At 65.3% G+C, this 22090-nt stretch carries 19 protein-coding genes; 12 read left to right on the top strand and 7 right to left on the bottom strand.

Annotation, left to right across the window (positions count from 1 at the left end; genetic code table 11):
- Positions 1 to 33: 33 nt before the first annotated feature.
- Entirely contained in the window at positions 34 to 2445 is a 2412-nt protein-coding gene (locus tag HNO88_RS11140; RefSeq protein ID WP_312857056.1) for a TonB-dependent receptor, read from the bottom strand.
- Positions 2446 to 2482: 37 nt separating this feature from the next.
- Positions 2483 to 2857: a hypothetical protein gene (locus HNO88_RS11135; RefSeq protein ID WP_184245091.1), complete on the bottom strand. Its 375-nt coding sequence runs from the start codon at positions 2855 to 2857 to the stop codon at positions 2483 to 2485.
- A 283-nt stretch (positions 2858 to 3140) separates the two neighbouring features.
- Between HNO88_RS11135 and HNO88_RS11130 the strand changes: the two genes are divergently transcribed.
- From HNO88_RS11130 to HNO88_RS11090, 9 genes are read left to right on the top strand one after another with little or no spacing between them, the layout of a single operon-like run.
- On the top strand, positions 3141 to 4223 hold the full coding sequence (locus tag HNO88_RS11130; RefSeq protein WP_184245089.1) for a putative urea ABC transporter substrate-binding protein: 1083 nt from the start codon (positions 3141 to 3143) through the stop codon (positions 4221 to 4223).
- Between the two features lie 40 nt (positions 4224 to 4263).
- Positions 4264 to 5079 carry an ABC transporter permease gene (locus HNO88_RS11125; protein ID WP_184245087.1) on the top strand — a complete coding sequence of 272 codons (816 nt, stop codon included), beginning with the start codon at positions 4264 to 4266 and terminating at the stop codon, positions 5077 to 5079.
- Positions 5076 to 5861, top strand: a complete 786-nt coding sequence (locus tag HNO88_RS11120; protein ID WP_184245085.1) for an ATP-binding cassette domain-containing protein — start codon at positions 5076 to 5078, stop codon at positions 5859 to 5861. The genes HNO88_RS11125 and HNO88_RS11120 overlap by 4 nt, the downstream gene beginning before the upstream one ends.
- The gene (locus tag HNO88_RS11115; RefSeq protein WP_184245083.1) at positions 5858 to 6337 is read left to right on the top strand and encodes a CopG family ribbon-helix-helix protein; all 480 of its coding nucleotides are present in this window, start codon (positions 5858 to 5860) and stop codon (positions 6335 to 6337) included. The genes HNO88_RS11120 and HNO88_RS11115 overlap by 4 nt, the downstream gene beginning before the upstream one ends.
- A 13-nt stretch (positions 6338 to 6350) precedes the next feature.
- Positions 6351 to 7175: an urea amidolyase associated protein UAAP1 gene (locus HNO88_RS11110; RefSeq protein WP_184245081.1), complete on the top strand. Its 825-nt coding sequence runs from the start codon at positions 6351 to 6353 to the stop codon at positions 7173 to 7175.
- 11 nt (positions 7176 to 7186) lie between these two features.
- Positions 7187 to 7822, top strand: coding sequence for an urea amidolyase associated protein UAAP2 (locus HNO88_RS11105; protein ID WP_184245079.1), 636 nt, complete (start codon positions 7187 to 7189; stop codon positions 7820 to 7822).
- Complete coding sequence (uca, locus tag HNO88_RS11100; RefSeq protein WP_184245078.1) at positions 7819 to 11427, top strand: urea carboxylase; 3609 nt, start codon at positions 7819 to 7821, stop codon at positions 11425 to 11427. Before HNO88_RS11105 ends, uca begins: the two co-directional genes overlap by 4 nt.
- Positions 11424 to 13193, top strand: coding sequence for an allophanate hydrolase (atzF, locus tag HNO88_RS11095; RefSeq protein WP_184245076.1), 1770 nt, complete (start codon positions 11424 to 11426; stop codon positions 13191 to 13193). The genes uca and atzF overlap by 4 nt, the downstream gene beginning before the upstream one ends.
- Before the next feature lie 40 nt (positions 13194 to 13233).
- Positions 13234 to 14166: a Vgb family protein gene (locus HNO88_RS11090; RefSeq protein WP_184245074.1), complete on the top strand. Its 933-nt coding sequence runs from the start codon at positions 13234 to 13236 to the stop codon at positions 14164 to 14166.
- 205 nt (positions 14167 to 14371) lie between these two features.
- Here the strand turns inward: HNO88_RS11090 and HNO88_RS11085 are convergent, their stop codons facing one another.
- The 5 genes from HNO88_RS11085 to HNO88_RS11065 form a co-directional block, all read right to left on the bottom strand.
- A complete protein-coding gene (locus HNO88_RS11085) occupies positions 14372 to 14704 on the bottom strand; it encodes a UrcA family protein (RefSeq protein WP_184245072.1) in 333 nt (110 codons plus the stop codon).
- A gap of 126 nt (positions 14705 to 14830) precedes the next feature.
- Positions 14831 to 15232 (bottom strand): hypothetical protein, encoded by a 402-nt coding sequence (locus tag HNO88_RS11080; RefSeq protein WP_184245070.1) that lies wholly within the window; start codon positions 15230 to 15232, stop codon positions 14831 to 14833.
- 40 nt (positions 15233 to 15272) lie between these two features.
- Positions 15273 to 16853 (bottom strand): tetratricopeptide repeat-containing sulfotransferase family protein, encoded by a 1581-nt coding sequence (locus HNO88_RS11075; RefSeq protein ID WP_221419961.1) that lies wholly within the window; start codon positions 16851 to 16853, stop codon positions 15273 to 15275.
- Positions 16854 to 16867: 14 nt separating this feature from the next.
- Positions 16868 to 17779 carry a sterol desaturase family protein gene (locus tag HNO88_RS11070; protein WP_184245068.1) on the bottom strand — a complete coding sequence of 304 codons (912 nt, stop codon included), beginning with the start codon at positions 17777 to 17779 and terminating at the stop codon, positions 16868 to 16870.
- A gap of 123 nt (positions 17780 to 17902) precedes the next feature.
- On the bottom strand, positions 17903 to 18835 hold the full coding sequence (locus HNO88_RS11065) for a LysR family transcriptional regulator (RefSeq protein ID WP_184245067.1): 933 nt from the start codon (positions 18833 to 18835) through the stop codon (positions 17903 to 17905).
- Positions 18836 to 18972: 137 nt separating this feature from the next.
- Between HNO88_RS11065 and HNO88_RS22850 the strand changes: the two genes are divergently transcribed.
- The 3 genes from HNO88_RS22850 (at position 18973) to HNO88_RS11050 (ending at position 22041) form a co-directional block, all read left to right on the top strand.
- A complete protein-coding gene (locus HNO88_RS22850; protein ID WP_312857055.1) occupies positions 18973 to 19992 on the top strand; it encodes an isopenicillin N synthase family dioxygenase in 1020 nt (339 codons plus the stop codon).
- On the top strand, positions 19989 to 20873 hold the full coding sequence (locus tag HNO88_RS11055) for a hypothetical protein (RefSeq protein WP_184245065.1): 885 nt from the start codon (positions 19989 to 19991) through the stop codon (positions 20871 to 20873). The genes HNO88_RS22850 and HNO88_RS11055 overlap by 4 nt, the downstream gene beginning before the upstream one ends.
- Before the next feature lie 118 nt (positions 20874 to 20991).
- Positions 20992 to 22041, top strand: coding sequence for an NAD(P)H-dependent amine dehydrogenase family protein (locus HNO88_RS11050; protein WP_184245063.1), 1050 nt, complete (start codon positions 20992 to 20994; stop codon positions 22039 to 22041).
- Positions 22042 to 22090: the final 49 nt, after the last annotated feature.

The raw sequence follows: 22090 nt of genomic DNA, 5'->3' as shown, positions 1-22090 counted from the left end.
GAGGGCGCCGACCGTTGCCGGCGCCCTCCCTCGTCAGTAGTGGAACCGCATGTCCACGCCGATGCGGCGCGGCGTGAGGACGTTGTAGCCATAGTAGCGCTCGACGACGTCGGTGCGCACCTGGTTGAACGAGCTGACATCATTCTGGACGCCGGTGATCGCGTAGTTGTCGAAGATGTTGTCCGCGAAGATGCCGAGGTCGAAGTGCTCGCCGTGGTAGGTGACTGAGGCACGGTGGATCATGTAGTCGGGAATGACCTCGCCATTTCCGCGCAGACCAATGCGCGAGTAGATGTTGCCGGTGTAGGTCGCTGCCCAGCTCGCCTCGATATCCGCGCCATTCGCCAGCGGGTATGTATAGGTCAGCTGTGCCGAACCCTGGTGCTTGGTCGAGCTTGGCAGTCGGTCGCCGTCGAACACAGGATTGGGAACACCTTGGCTGACGACGATATCAGCCGCATCTTCGGTGAGTTGGGCGTCCGTGTACGAGTACGTGCCACGCAGCGTCAGTTCGGGAGTGATCCTGAACTCACCCGAGAACTCGACACCCTGCGATCGGGCTTTACCGGCATTGACGGTGATCCCGACTGCGCCGTTGATCGTCTGGCTGGGCGTTTGAAGATCAGTCCAGTCGACATGGAACGCGTCGACGGTAAACTGCAGACGCTTGTCGAGCAGCGATGCGCGTAAGCCGATTTCGATGTTCTTGGTCTTGTCCGGGCCATATCCTAGCTCGTTTGGCAACGCGCAGACATTCTGCCCAGGCGGAAGTGGCTGAATACACGGCGCAACCCGGTTCACGTTGCCTGTACGATAGCCGGTCGAGTAGGTGCCGTAGAGCAGCAGATCGTCATTGAACTTGTAAGACGTGTTTGCCTTCCACACGAAGCCATCGTCATCGGTATTGCCCGAACGAATGCGGCTGGGAGTGAACTGGACCAGCGGATAGGGCGTCCGTCGAATGCCTCCCGCCGTCAGCGGGGTGTCTGTCGCACCCTCAGCGAACGCCTTGTACTTGTAGTAGCGCAAGCCGCCGGTCACCTGCCAGGCGTCTGTGATGTGGAAGGTGGCCTCACCATAGGCTGCCATCTCTTTCGTGCGGGTGTTCACGAACGACATGTATTCGAGGTTGTCTGGACGAAAGACGCCGAAGAATCCCGGCAGGCCCGGCGTGTACTCACGATATTGAGAGCCAGAACGCAAGTTGTTGTAGAAGCCGCCGAGAACCCAGCTCAAGGGGCCGCCGTGAGTGGAAACCAGACGCACTTCCTGGTTGAATTGTCGATATTTGACAGCAGAGGTGTTAAATGATGAGAATTGCGGGAACGCTTCATACCCGTAATTCAGATCAAGCAGCAGATCGGTGTTGTCGCTGACCTGATCGATATCCTGTGTGGTCCAAGCGCTTGTCGAGACCACCTGCGCGAAGCCGCCGAGGGCGATGTTAAACTCCGCCGCATACAAGTCAGCATTCCGGCTGCGCGGCTCTAGATAACGAGTTGCGTTTTCGTACTTGCCCGTCCCAAGGACGCCCGCGCTGTTGGCCTGGTCGCCGCCCGTCTTGGTCTCCTGGTGCGCGTAAGTCAGGTAGGCCTTGATGTCGGGATTGAGCTCCAGCAGCAGCTGGTTGCGGGTCGTGAGCGTCCGCTCGTCGTTGACATCCTTCTTGCTGTAGAAATTGGCCGCGCGTTGCGCTGCTGTGCCCAGCGATGCCCCGGCGCCCGTCGGGCTACGACCGGGCTGTGGATCGGAGACCCCCGGTTGAAGTAGAAGGGCGTTGTTGTCGATGAATCCCAGCACGTTGTAATAGCCGGTGGTCGAGCGGAACGCGACGTGATCGGCGATGATGGGGATATTGATCGTGCCATCCATCACGAACCCGGGATCGCTGGCATGCGCCATATCGAAAACGCGCGCATGGGCATCGACCGTGAACTTACTGCTATCCGGACGGTTCGGGATGTACCGCACTGCGCCTGCCAGGGTGCCCAAACCGTAGAGCGTGCCCTGAGGCCCCTGAAGCACTTCGACGCGCGCGATATCGATCAGCTTGAAGTCGAGATAGAGCGGCACTTCGCCCAGGTACACACCCACCGCACTTTCGTAGGCAGAGCCGCCGCTAGCATCGTCCGATGAGATGCCGCGCAGAACGATGTTGCCGGTCGAGCTTGGACCGGTGTCTCGCACCGTCATGCCCGGCGTGAACGCCGCCAAGTCCTGGACGTCGTCGATGCGGTTGCGCGTGAGCTGTTCCTGGCCGACGGCGCTGATGTTGATCGGCACGTCCTGCAGTGTCGTCGAACGGCGCGTCGCGGTAACGACGATCTCGTTGGCGTTGGTTGCCGTCGCTCCGTCCGCGGCTTCCTGAGCCAAGGCCGGAGTTGCGGCAGAACTCATCAGAATGGTCGCACAGAGCAACTTGGTGCGGAATGTCTGTTTGGTCACGTCGGCCCCCTCATGGACAAAAGCCTGTTGTGACATCTCACTCCCGATATATCCGGTTTTCCGGTGATCGTTTGCCGATCTTGTTCGCGTTTCGACTGTAAAGCAATAGAGCAAAGCAGCAGTATTCGCGTGCGATCTCAAGAGAGACACACAATGTAAAATCTTCATGGGACGCCGGATCGGCATCCTGCAAAGTAACGTAAACTGTCGCGCGCAGACCAATCGAGTAGCGCACATTCGGATTACCGCAGTCCTCCTCCGGCGATCGCTCGGAGGTATCGGCCGGAGGACACCATGGCAGCCCGGTTGCGGCTGCCGTCGTGTCCTTTTCCGGTCGACTTGGATGTACGGTATCGATATTACGGATAGCGTCAAGCGTAATAACGACAGAACTGTCATACGCATGCTGCACTGCAGAAATCCGTTACTCTCGACATACTGAGCGGACGCTTCCAACCGTGCTGCGACAATGATTTGACGGGTAGGTAGGTGATTCGCCGCACGATTGATTCGAGCTTTCGTTCTGAACCGCATGGTGCCGATACGGCAGTTATCCTGATGTTAGGCCCTGTTTCACCGACCACCCGTCCTACACCTTCTCACGCGCCTGGTATTACAAAATGGTAGAAACGTAATATCAGCACTGGACAAGGCAGCGATCCCGATTGATGCTGCACTGCGAAAGGGGACGAATCATGGTTCTGAGGTCGCTAGGCAAGACGAGCAAGATCGCACTGGTTGCGGGTATGCTCATGCTGGCATCATGCTCGGGCCAGAGCAGCGTCCCGGAGAAGCGGACCGAGTTCAACATCGGCTGGTCGATCTACGCCGGCTGGATGCCGTGGCCCTATGCGCAACAAGCAGGTATCGTGAAGAAGTGGGCCGACAAGTACGGCCTCAAGATCAACTTCGTTCAAGTCAACGATTACGTCGAGTCAGTAAACCAGTACACTGCAGGCAAGTTCGACGGAGTGACCGTAACGAACATGGATGCGCTCACGATCCCCGCCGCGGGCGGCAAGGACACCAGCGCGATCATCGTCGGCGACTATTCCAACGGCAACGACGGCGTCCTGATCAAGGGCGGCGACACGCTGAGCGCGATCAAGGGCAAGTCGGTCAACCTCGTCGAGCTCTCGGTCTCGCACTACCTGCTGGCGCGCGCACTCTCGACCGTGGGCATGTCGCTGACCGACGTGAAGACGGTGAACACCTCCGATGCCGACATCGTCGCGGCCTTCGCCAGCGCCGATAGCTCGGCCGCGGTCGCCTGGAACCCGCAGCTCTCTGTTATGAAGGGCCAGGCCGGCGCCAGGGAAGTCTTCAGCTCCGCGCAGATCCCCGGCGAAATCCTGGACCTGCTGGTGGTCGATACCGCCACCATCAAGGCCAACCCGAACCTGGGCAAGGCGCTCGCGGGCATCTGGTACGAGACGCTGGCGCTGATGAAGCAGCAGGACGCCAAGGGCAAGGAAGCGCGCGCGGCCATGGCAAAGCTCGCCGGCGCGACCCCGGAGTCGTTCGATAGCCAGCTGTCGACGACCTACCTCTACTCCGATCCGAAGGCCGCCGTCACTGCAACCGCCTCGCCCGAGATCATGACCAACATGAAGCGCGTACGCGACTTCAGCTTCTCCAAGGGGCTGTTCAAGGGCGCGGCTTCGGCCGACGCGGTCGGGATGAGCTTCCCCGGCAACAAGACGCTGGGCGACGCGCAGCGGGTGACGCTGCGCTTCGACAGCAGCTTCATGCAGTACGCCGCCGACGGCAAGCTGTGATCGCTATGCGCCCTCAGGCAAACGCAACGATGGAACTCACATGCGCTGGGTGAACCGTCAGCCCAAGAGAGGCGATCGCCTGCTGCTGGGCGCCCTGCCGATCGTGGCACTCCTGATCCTCTACCTCGTGCTGGCGGCACAGCGGCACACGCTGAACCCGCTGGACAAGATCCTGCCGCTGCCCGGCGCGATGGTCTCGGGCATGTCGGCGCTGCTGCTGCAGCCGGACCAGCTCTCCGGTCAGATCGTATTCTGGGCGGACACCCTGGCCAGCCTGCAACGCCTCGGTCTCGGCTTGGCGATCTCGACTTTGATCGCGCTGGTCCTGGGCCTCGTGCTCGGCGTCCTGCCGCCGGTCCGCGCCACCCTCGGGCCGCTCGTCACCGGCATAGCGGTCATCCCGCCCATCGCGCTGCTGCCGATCCTGTTCATCGCGCTGGGCCTGGGCGAAACGGCCAAGATCACGCTGATCGTCGTGGGCATCACGCCGGTCATGGTGCGCGACATCGTGGCGCACGTAGCGGCGCTCCCCCGCGAGCAGATCGTCAAGGCGCAGACGCTGGGCGCCAACAGCTGGCAGATCATGATCCGCGTCGCCCTGCCCCAGGCCATGCCGCGGCTGCTGCAGGCCATGCGTCTGGCGCTCGGGCCGGCCTGGGTGTTCCTGATCTCGGCCGAGGCGATCGCATCGGACGTGGGCCTGGGTTATCGCATCTTCCTCGTCCGCCGCTACCTGTCGATGGACGTCATCATTCCCTACGTCGCCTGGATCGCGCTGCTCGCGATCGCGATGGACGTAGCCCTGACGCAAGCCAGCCGCCGCGGCTTTGCCTGGGCCCACGGAGCGGCACATTGAGCGCGCTCCTCAGCCTCAAGGACCTGTGGGTCGAGTACGGTGACAAGGTCGTGCTCGAGCGGGTGAACCTGGAGGTCGCCGCCGGCTCCTTCGTCTCCGTGGTGGGCCCTTCGGGTGCGGGCAAGAGCAGCCTCCTGCGAGTGGTGCTGGGCCAGGAGCAGCCGACACGGGGCTCGATCCTGCTCGACGGCACGCCACTCGCGCCCGAGTGCGGCCCGGATCGCGGCGTCGTCTTCCAGCGCTACTCTGTGTTCCCGCACCTGACCGCGTTGCGCAATGTCGTGATGGGGCTGGAACTGGAGCAGGCGCCGTTCTCCGCCCGGCTGTTCGGCAGTGCCAGGCGCGCGGCGCGCGATCGGGCGGCAGAGATGCTCGGTGCCGTGGGCCTGGGCCATAGCCTGGACCTCTATCCGGCCGAAATGTCGGGAGGCATGCAGCAGCGCCTCGCCATCGCGCAGGCCCTGATCAAGCGTCCGCGCATCCTCCTGCTCGACGAGCCGTTCGGCGCGCTCGATCCGGGTATCCGGGCCGACATGCACGCGCTCATCACCAGGCTATGGCGCGACTATTCGCTGACCATCATCATGGTGACGCACGACATCAAGGAAGCCTTCCAACTGGGAACGCGGGTGCTGGCGCTCGACAAGCGCCGCCACGATCCGCACGCGCCGCACCGCTTCGGCGCCACCGCCGTCTACGACCTCGCGCTCACCAAGCGTGAAGAGCCCTCGGTCGACACCGGCCCTGAGACCACGCTCGTCACTCGAGAGGATGCGGCATGAGCACCGACGGCACCGGTCTGGCCAGGCTCAGCATGAGCCTTCCGGCCGATCTCTTCCGGCAGCTCGACGCCATGGTGGAAGAGCGCGGCCTGCCCTCGCGCTCGCAGCTGATCGCCGAACTGATCCGCCATGCCCTGGCCGAGCATGCCGCCTCGATCCGGCCGGACGAGATGCTCGCGGGCACCGTGACCATCGTCTATCGCGCCGATCGCGGCCGGGTCCGTCATCAGTTGGCCGAAACCCAGGCCGACTACCTCAAGGAAGTGATCTCGGCCCAGCACGTCTTCCTTGAGGAAGACCAGTCGCTGGAGGTCCTGCTCGTCCAGGGCCCGGCCATTCGCCTCAAGGATCTGTGCGACGCCTTGCGCCGGGTGCGCGGCGTCCAGCAACTCCAGCTCGTCACCACCACCGCGCTGCTGCCACCGCTCCACGAGCAGGAAACCAGCAGCCGCAAGCCCGCGGGAGCGACCGCATGACTCCGAGGATCGCATGACACAGGTACTCGCCAATCCCCTCGCCGCCCGCGACCATGCCCGCGCCATGGCCGGCACCAAAGTCGATGCCATGCCGGTGCTGCCACCGGTCGCCGAGGATCTGCCGCAAGGCGTCTCCTCCGATGACTTGCTCTGGGAGGAGACGGTCGCGCCGGGCGGCTATGCCACGCGGCGCCTCGCGCGGGGATCGCGCCTGCGGCTGATCGACGTGGAGGGCGATGCCTGCGCCTCGCTGCTGGTGTTCAACGCCGAAATGCCGGCAGAGCGGCTGAACGTCGCCGACACGGTCAAGGTCCAGTGGAACGCCTACCTCGGCGCGGGCAAGCTGCTGCTGTCCGACATGGGACGCGTGCTGATGACTCTGATGGAGGATGGCGCCGGCACCCACGACGCGTTCAGCGGCACCTCCAACGCCGCTACGAACGAGGCCAAGTACGGCGAAGGCCGCAACAGCGGGGCCTATCCCAATGGTCGCGACCGCTTCCTCCTCGGCGCTGCCAAGCACGGCCTGCTGCGGCGCGACGTTCACCCTTGCGTGAACCTGTTCAAGGGCACCCGCATCGAGGAGGACGGCACGATCACGCCGGTGGTCGGCCCGTTCGAGCCTGGCCGCGAAGTGGTGCTGCGCGCCGAGATGGACGTGATCGTCGTGCTCGCCAATTGCCCGCACGTGCTCGATCCGCGTCAGGACTACACCGTCACTCCGCTGCGCGTGACCGCTTGGAGAGGTCCGATAACGCCGCTGGACGACCCCGCCCGCAATGCGACGCCCGAGGGCCTGCGCGCCTTCGAGAACGCCGAAGATTACTTCCGCCGCTGAGGACCCTTAGCATGAGCGCCGATCCCCATGTCGCCGGCCTGCCCGGCCCCGTTCTGCACGACGTTGTCGTGCCCGCCCGCGCCCCCTGGCTCCATCACGTCAAGGCGGGACAGACCCTGCGCATCGTCGACCTGGAGGGCAACCAGGCGGTCGACTTCCTGCTCTACTCCGCCGCCGACGATAGCGAGCGCTATTCGATGCAGGACACCGTCTCGGCGCAGGGCAACCTGTTCCTGCGCGTGGGCACCGTGCTGCGCTCCAACGAAGGCCGGCCGATGATGACCATCGCCGCCAGCGCGGTGCCATATCACGACACGATCGGCGGCGCCTGCTCGTGCGAATCCAACACCTTGCGCTATGGCCACCACACCAAGTCGCAACACGCCTGTGTCGAGAACTTCCTGGAAGCCAATCTCCTGGAAGGCCGCGGCAAGCGCGACATCGTATCGAACATCAATTTCTTCATGAACGTACCGGTCGAGCCGGACGGGTCGCTGGGCATCGTCGACGGAATCTCCGCGCCGGGCCTGACCGTTGATCTGCGGGCGGAGATGGACGTGATCGTCGTCGTCTCCAACTGCCCGCAGATCAACAACCCCTGCAATGCCTTCAATCCCACCCCCGTCCGCATGATCGTTTCCGCATGAGCCAGGATACGAAGTTCGACACGGTCCTGATCGCCAACCGGGGCGCGATTGCCACACGGATCATCCGCACCTTGCGGCGAATGGGCCTGCGCTCGGTGGCCGTCTATTCCGAGGCGGACGCGGGCTCGCTCCACGTGGCGCAGGCAGACGAGGCGGTGTGCATCGGCGCGGCGCCCGCCGTTGAGAGTTACCTCGATGGCGCGAAGATCATCGCCGCCGCAAAGGCGACCGGCGCCGGCGCGATCCATCCGGGTTACGGCTTCCTCGCGGAGAACGCCGAATTTGCCGAGGCTTGCGCGGCCGCTGGCATCGCGTTCATCGGGCCGACGACAGAGAACATCCGTGTGTTCGGCCTGAAGCACAGCGCGCGCGATCTAGCCGCAAGCCATGACGTGCCGCTGGCACCCGGCACCGGCCTCCTCACCGACGAGGAAGAGGCCGCACAGGCCGCGCGCGAGATCGACTTCCCGGTCATCCTCAAGGCGACGGCCGGCGGCGGCGGCATCGGCATGCGCGTGTGCGAGGACGAGGCCGCCGTGCGCGAGAACTTAGCCGCCGTCGTGCGCCTGGGCGAAGGAAACTTCGGCGATGCCGGCGTCTTCCTGGAGCGCTACGTGCGCCGCGCTCGCCATGTCGAAGTGCAGATCTTCGGGGATGGCCAGGGCCGCGTCGTCGCACTGGGCGAACGCGACTGCTCGCTCCAGCGCCGCAACCAGAAGGTGGTCGAAGAAGCGCCCGCACCGCTCCTTCCCCCCGAAGTGCGCGCCGCGCTGTACGATGCCGCCATCCGTCTCGGGCAAGCCGCGCGCTACCGCTCTGCCGGCACGGTCGAGTTCCTCTACGACGCCGACCGGCGCGAGTTCTTCTTCCTGGAAATGAACACCCGCCTACAGGTCGAGCATGGCGTGACCGAAGAGGTCATGGGCATCGATCTGGTCGAGTGGATGATCCGCGGCGCCGCGGGCGATTTCGCCTTCCTCGACGAGGAGCGCAGCGGTCCCAATGGTCACGCGGTGCAGGTCCGCCTCTACGCGGAGGATCCGGCGCTCGACTACCGCCCCACCTCGGGCACGCTGACCGCCGTCGAGTTCCCCGACAACATCCGCGCCGAAACCTGGGTGCTTGCCGGCAGCACCGTCAGCGCCTGGTACGATCCGATGCTCGCCAAGCTGATCGTCCACGCGCCGACACGCGAGCAGGCGGTCACCGCGATGCAGGCCGCGCTCGACCAGAGCCGGGTTGACGGCATCGAGACAAACTTACGCTGGCTGCGCGACGTCGTGCGCACCGAAGCCTTCGTCAGCGGCGAAGTCTCGACCCGCGTCCTCGACACCATCGGCTACCATCCGCGCAGCATCCGCGTGATCAGCGGCGGCACCTCGACGACAGTGCAGGACTGGCCAGGCCGCCAGGGCTTGTGGGCCATCGGCGTGCCGCCCTCGGGTCCGATGGACGACCAGTCGTTCCGCCTCGGCAATCGCCTGCTCGGCAACGCCGAGGGCACCACCGGTCTGGAGATCACCGCTGCCGGACCGACGCTGCTATTCAACGCCTCGGCCCGCATCTGCCTGACCGGAGCGGACTTCGGCGCCACGCTGGACGGCATGCCCGTCATGCGCGGCACCGCCATCGACATCGCCGCCGGGCAGACCCTCGCGCTTGGCCGTGCCTCGGGCGGTGGGATGCGCGGGTACCTGCTGTTCGCCGGCGGTCTCGACATCGCGCCCTATCTCGACAGTCGGGCGACGTTCGAGCTGGGCCAGTTTGGCGGCCATGCCGCGCGGCCTCTTCTTGCCGGCGATACGCTCCACCTCGGCGACGAGCCGGTCGGCGAGGCCCTGCCCGCCGGCTCCCTGCCCGACCTCTCCGAGCCCTGGGCGATCCGCGTCCTCTACGGGCCGCACGGCGCGCCCGACTTCTTCACCGGTGACGATATCGACACGATCGTCGGCGCAGAGTGGCAGGTCCACTACAACTCCAACCGCACCGGCGTGCGCCTCATCGGCCCCAAGCCGCAATGGGCGCGGACCGACGGGGGCGAGGCGGGCCTCCATCCCTCCAACATCCACGACAATCCCTATGCCATCGGCGCTGTGGATTTCACCGGCGACATGCCGATCATCCTGGGCCCGGACGGCCCTTCGCTCGGCGGTTTCGTCTGCCCCTTCGTGGTGATCGCCGCCGATCGCTGGATGATCGGACAGCTGGCCGCCGGCGACCGCGTCCGCTTCGTGCCCGTCACCATCGAGGACGCCGCGGCCGCCGACATGGCACAGCAGGCGCTGCTCGCAGGCGAGACGCCAGTCCCGGTGGACACGGCGCGCACCATCGCCAGCCTCTCTCCCATCCTGGCCGATATCCCGGTCCAGGAAGGCCTGCGCCCGCGTACCGTCTACCGCCAGCAGGGTGACCGCAACATCCTGGTCGAATACGGCGACATCGTGCTCGACATAGAACTGCGCATCCGCGTTCAGGCGCTGCTGCAGGAGCTTGAGCGTCAGGCGCTCCCCGGCGTGATCGACATCACCCCCGGCATCCGATCGCTGCAGTTCCACTTCGACGGCGAGCGGATGGACCAGGCCGCCGCACTCGCCGCGCTGATCGCGGCCGAGGAGAAACTGGGCGATCTCGAGGATTTCGCGATCCCCTCGCGCATCGTCCACCTGCCGCTCAGCTGGCGTGACCCCGCGATCACCGAGACGATCGACAAGTACATCAGCGGCGTGCGCGACGATGCGCCCTGGTGCCCCGACAACATCGAGTTCATCCGTCGCGTCAATGGCTTGCCCGATGCCGCCGCCGTAGAGGCGATGGTGTTCGACGCCAGCTACCTCGTGCTGGGCCTGGGCGACGTGTACCTCGGCGCACCGGTTGCCACTCCGGTCGATCCGCGCCACCGTCTCGTCACCACCAAGTACAACCCGGCACGCACCTGGACGCCGCCCAACGTCGTGGGCATCGGCGGCGCCTATATGTGCATCTACGGCATGGAAGGCCCGGGCGGCTACCAGCTGTTCGGCCGCACCATCCAGGTGTGGAACACGCACGGCCAGACGGACGCCTTCGTCGAAGGCAAGCCCTGGCTGCTGCGCTTCTTCGACCAGATCCGCTTCTTCCCGGTGAGCGCGGAAGAACTGACAGAATGGCGCCGCGACTTTCCGGCCGGCCGCCGCTCGATAGAGGTCGAGCACTCCGAGTTCCGCCTGTCCGACTACCGGGCGATGCTCCGCGACAATGCGGACCCGATCACGCGGTTCGAGACTCAGCGCCAGGCCGCCTTCGATGCCGAGCGCGCCGCCTGGCACGAAAGCGGCGAGTTCGACCGCGTCAGCGCCCACGATCTCGACGCCGCACCTCCCGCCGCGATCGAAGTGCCCGAGGGCGCGGACCTGATCGAAGTGCCGTTCGGCGGCAGTGTGTGGAAGCTGCTCGTCTCTGTCGGGGACGAGATCAAGGCCGGCGACACGATCGCCGTGATGGAGGCTATGAAGATGGAGTTCCCCGTGGAAAGCCCCGGTTCGGGCACGGTCGCGGCCCTCTACATGCAGGAACGCCAATCGCTGCAACCCGGCGCCGCCATGCTCGCCCTGAGGCGTCACTCATGAGCGGGCTCCAGCGCCAGAGCGCGACGGAAATCGCCAAGGCCGTCGCCAGTGGCGACAGGACCGCGGTCGACGTGGCCGAGGAAACCCTCGCTCGCATCGAAGCCTATGACGCGGTGCAACGCGCTATCTGGATCAGCCGCGCCGAGCGCGAAGACGTGCTTGCCGCCGCCCGCTCCGTCGATGCCCGTATTGCCGCCGGAGAGGTGCTGCCGCTCGCCGGCGTGCCCTTCGCGGTGAAGGACAATATCGACGTCGCGGGGCTCGAAACCACGGCCGCCTGCCCCGCCTTCGCCTACGCGCCCGAAGCGTCGGCCACGGTGATCGAGCAACTGCTCTCCGCCGGTGCGATCTGCGTGGGAAAGACCAACCTCGACCAGTTCGCCACCGGGCTGAACGGCTCGCGCAGTCCCTATGGCGTGCCGCGCAACGCGCATAACCTCGCCTACGTCAGTGGCGGATCGAGTGCCGGATCGTCGGTGGCCGTAGCCGCGGGGCTGGTTCCATTCGCGCTCGGAACCGACACCGCCGGCTCGGGCCGCGTGCCGGCCGCGTTCCAGCACCTGATCGGCTTTAAACCCACCAAGGGCCGCTGGAGCACGCGTGGCCTGGTGCCCGCCTGCCGCACGCTCGACTGCATCACCGTGTTCACCGACGACACCGCCGATGCGCGCCTTGTCGACGGCGTGCTGGCAGGGTTCGACAGCGCCGATCCTTATTCCAAGCCGCGCGCCGACAAGCCCGTTGTCCCGCGCCGCATCGGCGTGCCGCGCCCTGGCCAGCGCGTGTTCTTTGGCGATCCGGAGTCCGAGTACCTGTACGACCAGGCGCTGGACACTTTCGCGCAGCTGGGCGAGCTCGTCGAAGTCGACATGGCGCCGCTGCTCGAAGCCGCGCTGCTGCTCTATGGCGGCCCCTGGGTGGCCGAACGCACCGCTGCGATCAGCGCCATGTTGAGCGGGAACCCCAACGCGATCGACCCGACGGTGCGCGAAGTGGTCGAGCAAGGGCTGAACTACAGTGCGGTCGACGTGTTCAACGGCATCTACCGCATGGCCGAGATCAAGCGCCACGCCGATACACTGTGGCAGGACATCGACCTGATGGTGTTTCCCACCACCGGCACCACCTACCGCGTCAGCGAGATGCTGGCCGCGCCGGTAGCGCTCAACAGCAACCTGGGGCTCTACACAAACTTCGTGAACCTGCTCGACATGGCCGCGCTGGCCGTGCCGGCAGGCGTGCGCGCCAATGCGACGGGCTTTGGCGTAACCCTGATCGGCCCGGCGGACACCGACCGAGCTTTGCTCGACGTCGCGGATGCCTACCTTGCCGCCGCGCAACTTCCTTCACCACCCCCGCTCGATCTGGAGGGCAAGATGCAGACCGTGAAACTCGCCGTTGTCGGCGCCCACCTCAAGGACATGCCGCTGCACTGGCAGCTCACCTCGCGCGATGCGACCTTCGTCGGCGCATTCGAGACCGCACCCAACTACCGCCTCTACGCCATGGCCGACAGCGTGCCGCCAAAGCCCGCGCTGGTCCACAGCGTGGACGGCGCCCCGATCAAGGTCGAAGTCTACGAGTTGGGTGTGGCCGAGTTCGGCAGCTTCGTGGTGGAAGTGCCCGCACCGCTGGCGATCGGCACGGTCACGCTCGCGGACGGCACCAGCGTGAAGGGCTTCGTCGCAGAGCCGCGTGCGCTGACCGGCGCGCGAGACATCACCGATCTGGGCGGCTGGCGCGCCTACATCGCACAGATGGCCTGAGGAAACGAACCGCAACACAGGACGGCAAGGGGAAATGGCGATGCGTGCACTTCGAGTACTGGTTTGCGGTTTGGCGTTCGGCGCGGCGGCACTTTCGATCACCGCATCGGCGCAGGAAGAGCAAGTCATCCAGGTGCCCGGATCCGCCGATTTTCTGGCGCCTCAAGGCAAGACCGTGTGGGCCACCAACAAGGGCCGGGTCGAACAATGGTCGCGCAAGGGCAAGCTCGCCGAAGTACCGGTGAAGCGGCCCTGTGGCGGCATGGCGATCCTGGGCCATGACCTGTGGGTCGCCAACTGCGGCGACGGCACGCTGGAGCGCATCGACACGCGCACCGCCAAGAAAGTTGCGACGATCGCCACAGGGATCGGCAACCAGCGCGAGGGCGAGTTGAATGTCGTCGCAGGCGCGGGCTCGGTCTGGGTGGCAAGCCAGGCCAAAGGCATGATCGCGCGGGTCGATCCCGCGACCAACCAGGTCATCGCCTCGATCCCGACCAACGAGGGCGCGCACTATCTGGCGTTTGGAGAAGGCGCGCTATGGGCGGCGAGCAGCAAGGCATCCTCCGTGCAGCGCATCGATTTCACCACCAACGCGGTGACAGCGACGGTTTCGCTCGGCAAGACGCCGGGCTTCCTGGCCGCCGGCGAGGGCGCGGTGTGGGTCCAGGAGCAGGGCGACGGTACGGTCGCGGTCATCGATCCGACCACCAACAGCCTTCGTGGCCGGGTCAAGATCGGTCCGGTGCTCAAGTATGGTGACATCGATACCGGTGGAGGCAAGGTCTGGCTGCGCACCACGGAGGACCAGACCTTCGTCGTGATCGATCCCAAATCGTTGGCGATCCGAGCGAAGGTCGGCAAGGCCGTGGGGAGCGGTGCCCTGCGCTACACCAAAGCCGGCGTGTGGACGAGCGCGCATGACGTGCACTCGCTATCGTGGTGGGCGAAGCCGGGTATGATCGGGAAATGAGCCGGCAGTGGCTTCGCACGGCCGAGAGCGCGCGTGACGACCTTTGGTTGCTTGAACGCACGACGCTTCGTCGCGAGCCGAATGACTAGCGCGCAATAGTTAAAGGCAGCTGGAAGCTAGTATAACTACCGAAGTAAAAGTCAAACCGGCACGTAAACAGCAGCACTCCCTCTCCTCAAAAAGAAGAGGGAGCGCCTGCCGTCAATTAGTCGGCCAGAGCGACCTGCGTGCGCGAAGCGGTCGGTGCCAGGGCAACGCGCGCTTCGATCTGGCGGCGCACGTCGGCGACCACCGTCGCGCGGCACTCACGCGCCTTGTTTTCGGCGTCGAGGTGGACGGTGGCGAGGCGGTCACCGCAGACCGAGCGCGCGGCCTGGTCCATGCGGATGGCGAGGCGCTGCTGGCCGTCGGTGGTGGACAGGTCCAGACCCTGAAGGTTCAGGACGGCCTTGTCACGGGCAAGGGGGTTTTCAGTGGCGTTTGCGGATGCCGAGGTGGCAAGCGCAAGAGCGGCGAAGGCAACGAGGCCAGACTTCATCATCATCTCCTGCGAAGGAACAACAGGCCGCTCTTCGACGGCTCGGAAAGCTCACATAGCTCCGAGAGACGATAATGACAAGAACCCAACAAGGTTCCGACTTATTTCAGCACAGTATTATTCAGCTCAATCCAAAGTAATAACCAGTGACGCCAAGTCGGGAACATGACCCAGCAGGCCGATGGGCAGTCGCGCAGTGTCCGCAGTCCCGGCCTGGGCCACATCCTTGCGCGACGCCAAGGGGTGCGTGGACACTTCGAGGCGCCGGGCAAACGGTGCAGACCACTCACGCACCTTCGCCAGCGGGAGGCGCACGCGCCAATTGCGTTGCCCTTGCACATCAACACGATGCCCGTTGATCCGAACCTCGTCCGATCCCCTTTCGCGGTGACCCGTCACGAGCAGGCAGCTCTCCTCGCCGCAGTCCACCAACCGGGTATTTGGCGTGGTCTGGGCGGCTGCCGGAGCCGCCACTGCCGCTGCGGCACCGAGCGCCGCGAACAGGACAAGCTTGCGGGTCGATCGCATGGAGGTCTCCTTGAAGATGGGTGCGAAGGCGGCGCGCATGTCAGTCGACCGCGATGCCGGCGCGTTCGAGAAAGCGGCGCGCCGGCTCCAGCACGGCGGCATGCCGCTTCCAGCGCGCGACCGAGTCGGCATAGATCGGGCGGCGCACTTGCGCGGCGCTGGGGGTGGAAACCGGGGCGGCGTTGGTGTGGAACGCGAGGCAGGCGTCGGACCATTGCAGGCCGCAGTGCGCCAGCAGGCGGCGGCTCTGGCCTTCCTGGTCGGCGACCAGGTCCTCGTACTGCACCTCGAGAATGCGGCCGGGCAACGCCTCGCGCCAAGTCGCCATCAGCCGATCGAACCGCACGTAATACGCGGCGATGTCGAGCAGGTCGTAGCTGTAGTCGTAGTAGCGCGAGCTGACCGCGAACAGATTGCGGAAGTTGCTCAGCACCGTGTCCAGCGGATGACGGCGCAGGCAGATGATCCGTGCCTCTGGCAAGGCGCGCGCGATCATGCCGGCGTACTGGAAGTTGCCGGGAAACTTGTCGATGAAGCGCGGGGTCATGGCATGGCGGTGGTGCTTCGCCATCGCCAGGTAGCGCGCGCCGATCGCCTGTGGGTCGGCACCGGCTGCCGCGGCGACGGTTTCCGGATCGAGCACGGTGCGGCTACGGGTGCCCGATGCGTGCTTCACCGCCAGCGGCATTGCCTGGAGTTCGCCGGCGCTCTCGACTTCGGGGTGCGAGGAGAGGATGCGGTCGACCAGCGTAGTGCCGGTGCGCGGCATGCCGATAATGAAGATCGGCGCGTCGCTCGCGACTTTGGCGGCAGGAGCGCTGACCGGCCGAGCCCAGTGCCGCTCGATGGCATCGAACATCGCGGCGTCGCGCTCGAAGGAATAGGGCAGCGTCGCGCGATGTTCGGCATTGGCGGCAAGCAGCCGGTCGAGCGCGGCATCCGGCTCGCCGATGTCCTCCAGCTCCTTGGCCAGCGCGTAACCCAGCAGCAGGCGCTCGTTCGCGTCAGTGGCGCGCACGAGCGTGCGTAGCAGTCGCTCCACATGATTGCGCTCGGGCGTCTGCTTGCGCAGGCCCGCCAGGAGATGATGCGCACGCGCGTCCGCAGGCGCGAGCGCGATGATCTCTTCGACCGCCGCCTCGGCTTCGGCCACGCGCCCGAGGAAGTTCAGCGTCGTCGCCTGGTTGTAGCGGAATGCGATGTTTTGCGGATCAAGGCGTACCGCCTCGTCGAAATGAACGAGCGCGGCGGCATGGTCGCCCAGGCGTGCGTAGACGCAGCCCATGGTATCCCGGCTGAGGGCGTCAGAGGGCGGCGCTTGCTCGGCGTCACGCAAGGTCGCTGCGGCATCGCCATCGCGCCGGACCATCGACAGCAGCTTGGCCAATTGTGCGCGGTACTCGCCCTGTGGATCGAGTTGCACGGCGCGAGTCAGATGCTCAACGCCGGCCTGCACCTGCCCTGCCCCCGAAGTGACGACGCCGAGCAGGAACTGCGCCTCGGCATCGTCGGGATCGGCAGTTGCCAAAGCGGCTGCGAGACGATGCGTCGTACCCAAGTCACCGCGCGAGAGAGCGGCGCGGGCCGCCCGGGCGGTCTCGATGCGCGGAGGCGCGGCCAAGACGGCGGACCGGGTCAGGCGCCGACCGCCCGGGTGGGAGCATCGACGTCAGCGCGTGTGGTACGGCGTGCCTTGGCGCGGTCGATCAACGGTTGGAAGGGGAACAGCGTCTGCTCCAGGATTGAGAGGCGCTTGCGCTCGTCCTGCCCCACCACCGACGCCTCACCCTCGCGATAGGTGCCGAAGATCCGGTCCAGCAGGATCAGCGAGTTGCCGTAGTTGCACCGCGTCGCCTCGTAGTCGGTCGAGTGATGCAGGCTGTGATGGCGGATCGTGGTGAAGAAGAACGAATACCAGATCGGTGGATTGGACCGCACGTTGGCATGGGCGAATGTCGAGATCACGCCCATCGTGTTGAACGCGGCGAAGAGCGCGGTCTTGTCGAAATCGAACAGTGCCAGCACGCTCAGGCTGATCAGGAACAGCTCTATGGGATTGCCGACCGCGCCCTTGGCGGCATTGAGCTGCGTGAGATGGTGATGCGGCGCATGTGTCAGCCAGAAGGGCGTGACGTTGTGCATCAGCCGGTGCATCCAGTACTGGCCGAACTCGAGGATGAAGATCGCGAAGGCGACCTGCGCCAGCCAGGGCATTGCCAGCACCCACTCAGTCTTGAACCCCAGCGAGGCCTTGAGCGCACGCAGCGGCGTTTCCGCCAAGGCTTCCGTGGTCCAGGTGATCACGGTGGCGCTCAGCACCACGTAGAACAAGTCGGTGAAGAACTCCTGCAGGTTAATCCGCCAGCCCGGGTGACGCTCGAAAACCAGTTCGAGCAAGAGCACCGTGACGGTGATCGACGGCGCGGTGATCATCAGCGTCCAGGGGCTGTCGAGCACGGCCTTGGGACCGTAGGCCCAGAACAGCAGAACTACCGCGATCATCAACGGTGGCAGCAAGTCGACGAAGCTTTTCCTCAGCGCAGTCATGTCTCGTACCCGAACGAAAGTCGCAATGCTGCAACTGCGTTCAGAGTGCGCGAGACAATCCCATGCGGGCAGACGCTAAATCACAATGAAAGACATAGGTCAGTTTTATGACTCTTGCGTAAGTCAGCGTTTCGCGCGGATCCGGCGCATGACCTCGTCGAGGAAAAGCTGCGTGGCGGTGTCACGCGAAGGTTCGGCGCGGGCGAGGAGGTAGATGTCGTAGGTAGGCTCGGTTTCCGTGTGGAGCAGCGGCCAAAGCCGGCCCTTGGCGACATCGTCCTCGACGGCCGGGATCGGCAGGAAGCCAAGGCCGACGCCTTGCACGATCAGGCGGCGCGCCTCGTTGATGTCCTCGGCGAGCCCGCTTACCCGCGTACCAAGGCGATAGCGGCGGCGAAGGTGGGTGATCGTCTCGATCTCGTCCTCGCCGGTAAGGACGAAGCCTTCGTCCTTCAGCTCGTTCAGGCGGTTCACCCGATGACCGAAAAGGGGGTGGCTGCGCGCGCAGTAGAGCTGCTGGCGTTCGCAGAACAGTGGCTCGTACGTGAGGCTGCCGCGCACGTCGCCATCGTAGCCGACGCCGATCTCGACCTCGCCTCGCTCCAATGCGTCGAGCACCTGGCGCCAGGGCGACACGCGGATCTCGATGTGGATGTCGGGATTGCGGCGATGGAAGCTGGCGATCGCCTCGTCGAACTCGACCGATACCAGTGCCGAGACGATCTGGATGCGGACGATACCTTCCACGCGCTTGGTCGCCTGCGCGATCTGGTGCGGCACCAGCCGCGCGGACTCGAGCATGTCCTCGCACAGCGCCATCATTGCCTTGCCCGCCGCGGTCATCTCGACACCAGTAGCCGTGCGATGGAGCAAGGTCGCGCCGACGTGCTCCTCCAGTCGCTTGAGCGCGGCGCTGATGCTGGGCTGCTGCTTGTTCAGCTGGCGCGCCGCCGCACCGATGCCACCCGCGCGAACGATGTCGACGAACGTGCGCATCAGGTTCCAGTCGACGCGGCTGGCGAACTTCTTGTCGGTGAGCGCGGATTGCTCGGGCATGCGGGTCCTGCCTCGTTCTAAGCCGTCGATGATCCCGGTCATAGATCATCGTGATGCGATTCATAGGATTGTGGCGTCTATCACTATGACCCCGCAAGCCCCTACGTGCTCCTCAGCACCAGATCGAGGTACGTGCAGTGACCGCCATCGAGCAACTTCCCGTCATCGACATCTCGCACCTTACCAGCACGTGCCTTGCGGATCGCAGGGCGGTGGCGCGCGAACTCGATCGGGCCTGCAGCGAGATCGGCTTTCTAACGATCACCGGCGCACAGCTCGATCCGGCGCTGTTCGATCGATTGCTGGCAAGGGCACGCAGCTACTTCGCGCTCGACCCTGCGAGCAAGATGCGCAGCTACATCGGCCTGTCCGAGAACCACAGTGGCTACGTGCCAGTCGGCGAAGAACAGTTCGGCGGCGGCACGGCGGATCTCAAGGAAGCTTACGACATCAACCGCGACTACACCCGGTCAAGCGGCCGCCGTCGCCTGCTTGGGCCGAACCTGTGGCCGTTCATGCCGGGCTTTCGCGAAGACACGCTCGCTTACTATCGCCATCTGAGCGGCATCGGACACGCGCTGTTCCGCGCCTTCGCGCTGGCGCTCGGGCTCGACGAAAGCCACTTCGATGCACACTTGCGCCAGCCTCCGAGCCAGCTGCGCCTGATCCATTACCCGCACGATCCCGTGGCGCAGGACCGGCCCGGCATCGGCGCGCATACCGACTACGAGTGCTTCACCCTGCTCTTCGCAACCGCACCGGGCCTGCAGATCCTGCGCAAGGATGGGATCTGGGCCGATGTACCGGTGCATGAGGGCGCGCTGATCATGAACGTGGGCGACATGATGGAGATCATGTCCAACGGCCGTTATCTGGCCACCCGCCACCGTGTGCGCAAGGTGCGCGAGGAGCGCTACTCCTTCCCGATGTTCTTCTCGTGCGACTACGACCATGTCGTCGCGCCGCTGATCCCGGGCGAGCCGCCGAAGTACGCACCGCTTCATTGCGGCGAGCACTTGTTCAACCAGACCGCGCAGACGTTCGCCTACCTCAAGCGCCGTATCGCGAGCGGAGAGCTCGTACTTGACCGGCCTATGGCGCTCGACAGCTTCGGATTGAAATCGGCGGAGGCCAAGGTCGCGGAGAAGGCCGCTTGAACCTGCAGCAGCTTTGCGCGGGCCTGCCGCCCAAGCGCGCCGACGTACCATTTCCCACACACTTGCTCGGCGTGTTTCGCCGCAAGAGCATCACGTTCGCGACCGGCGTCACGGACGAGCGCACGGTCGTCTACTGGTTCCAGTCCGCCGGGTTCACCATTGATCTGCGCCTTCCGCACGGTGACCGGACTCGGGTGGCCGAGCGCCAGGGCTGGATCGGCGACACCGTGTGGGACGATGCGGCCGGGCTGCTATCGTGGAACATCGCGAGCAGCTACCAGCCGCGCAATCAATGGCCGGAGCCGGCGCGGCTGCACGCGATCGGGAACGCCGTGTTGGAGTTCGCTCCCTCGGGCGCTTACGTCGAGGACTGGCGGCAGCAAGCGACGATCGGTCCGCTGCTTGGCCTGCGGCTGATCGACATGGTGGATGAGGCTACGGGCGAGCGGATCTCGCTCGACGGCGGGCTGGTGCTCGCAGGCGACCACGTCGCCTTCGCACGCGCGCGACAGCCAGGCATCCAGGCGCGCCTGCTTGATGTCGAGGATCTCGACGCGGCAGTGTCCGCGGGATTGACGACATCGGCCGAGGTCGAGAGCTACGAAGTATCGGTTGCGCTTGGCGGCGAGCTGGTGACCTTCAGCACGCAGGATCAGCGGATCGGTCAGGCGATCGTCGGGCCGGAATTCGAGATTACCCCCGATGGCGATGTCACTCTGCCTCGGATCATCGACGGACGAGCCTGGCTGCTGCGCTTCGCGGTCGATTGCTACGATCCGGCATGCGCATTCGGCAATCAGTCGCCGCTCACTCCAGAGGCTCGCGTGTGGATGGATCGCGAAAGCGAGCACCTCCTCGTCAATGCCGAGACTTGTCGGTAAGCAAGCCAGCGAAGCGCCAACTCTGCCCCAGCCATATCGCCACGGCGATTGCCTTCGACGCCGTTTCCGTCACTGTGAGCCACAATAGCGCATGGCCGCAAGAACGATGGGAGACGTCATGGATAGGCTGAAGGTCATTCAGTGGAACACCGGCAAGGTCGGAAAGCTCGCACTGCGAGCGATCCTCGACGATCCGCGCCTGGAGCTGGTCGGTGTGTTCGCCCACTCGCCGGACAAGGTGGGGGTCGATGCCGGCACTCTGTGCGGGCGCCCGGAAACGGGGATCACCGCCACCAACGACATCGACGCCCTGCTCGCGCTCAAGCCCGACAGCGTGGTCTACACGCCCTTCACCGGCGACGTGGACCAGACGGTGCGCCTGCTGGAGAGCGGCGCGGACGTCGTCAGCACCAACTTGTTCTTCCATGTCGGCGGAATCCAGGGCGAGGTGCGCGAGCGCTTGGAAGCCGCATGCCGGCGCGGCAACAGCTCGCTTTACATCAGCGGCATCAACCCGGGCTGGATCAACGCGATCGCCGTGGCGCAAACTGCAGTGTGCCGCGACGTGCAGTCGTTGACGCTGATCGAGTCGGCGGATTGCTCGGTCTACGAGTCCGTCGAAACCTGGAGCTTCCTGGGCATGGGTGAGCCCGAGGCGACCGACGAAACACGCAAGGCCGCGCAGACCTGGCTGGTCATGTTCCGCGACGTCGCCGTGCGCATGGGCGAGGCGCTGGGCTACGAATTCGACGACGTCGAGTTCTTCATCGAATACGCCAGCGCCGCCGAGCGTGTCGATCTCGGCTGGTTCGTCATGGAGAAGGGCAGCAACGCTGCGCTGCGTGGCGGCTGGCGCGGCAAGGTCGGCGGCAAGACCGTGATCACCGCCACCGTGGTCTGGTATCTGACCCGCAAGCTGGTCGAGAACTGGGACATCGACGACGACCAGCACCGCATTCTGATCGAGGGCGAGCCCAACGTGGACACCCGCGTGCGCTACACGCCGCCCAGCCACTGGGGCAATCACGAGTGGGACACGATGACCGCCCTGCCCGCCGTCAACGCGCTGCACCAGATCAAGGCCGCACGCGCGGGCGTGCTCGGCCTGCTCGATATCGGCCTGCCCCATGCGCCCGCCGCGCAGTGGAGCAGGCTGCGCGGCGGCTGATCGCGTCGTTTCCGCAACTTGCCGGCGCGCTCCTCGTATAGGTGAGCGC

Origin of the sequence: Novosphingobium chloroacetimidivorans, assembly GCF_014204535.1 — a bacterium.
Classification (GTDB): Bacteria; Pseudomonadota; Alphaproteobacteria; order Sphingomonadales; family Sphingomonadaceae; genus Novosphingobium; species Novosphingobium chloroacetimidivorans.
Note: the sequence above shows the minus strand (reverse complement) of the source record. Positions and strands in the feature narration are given on the sequence as shown.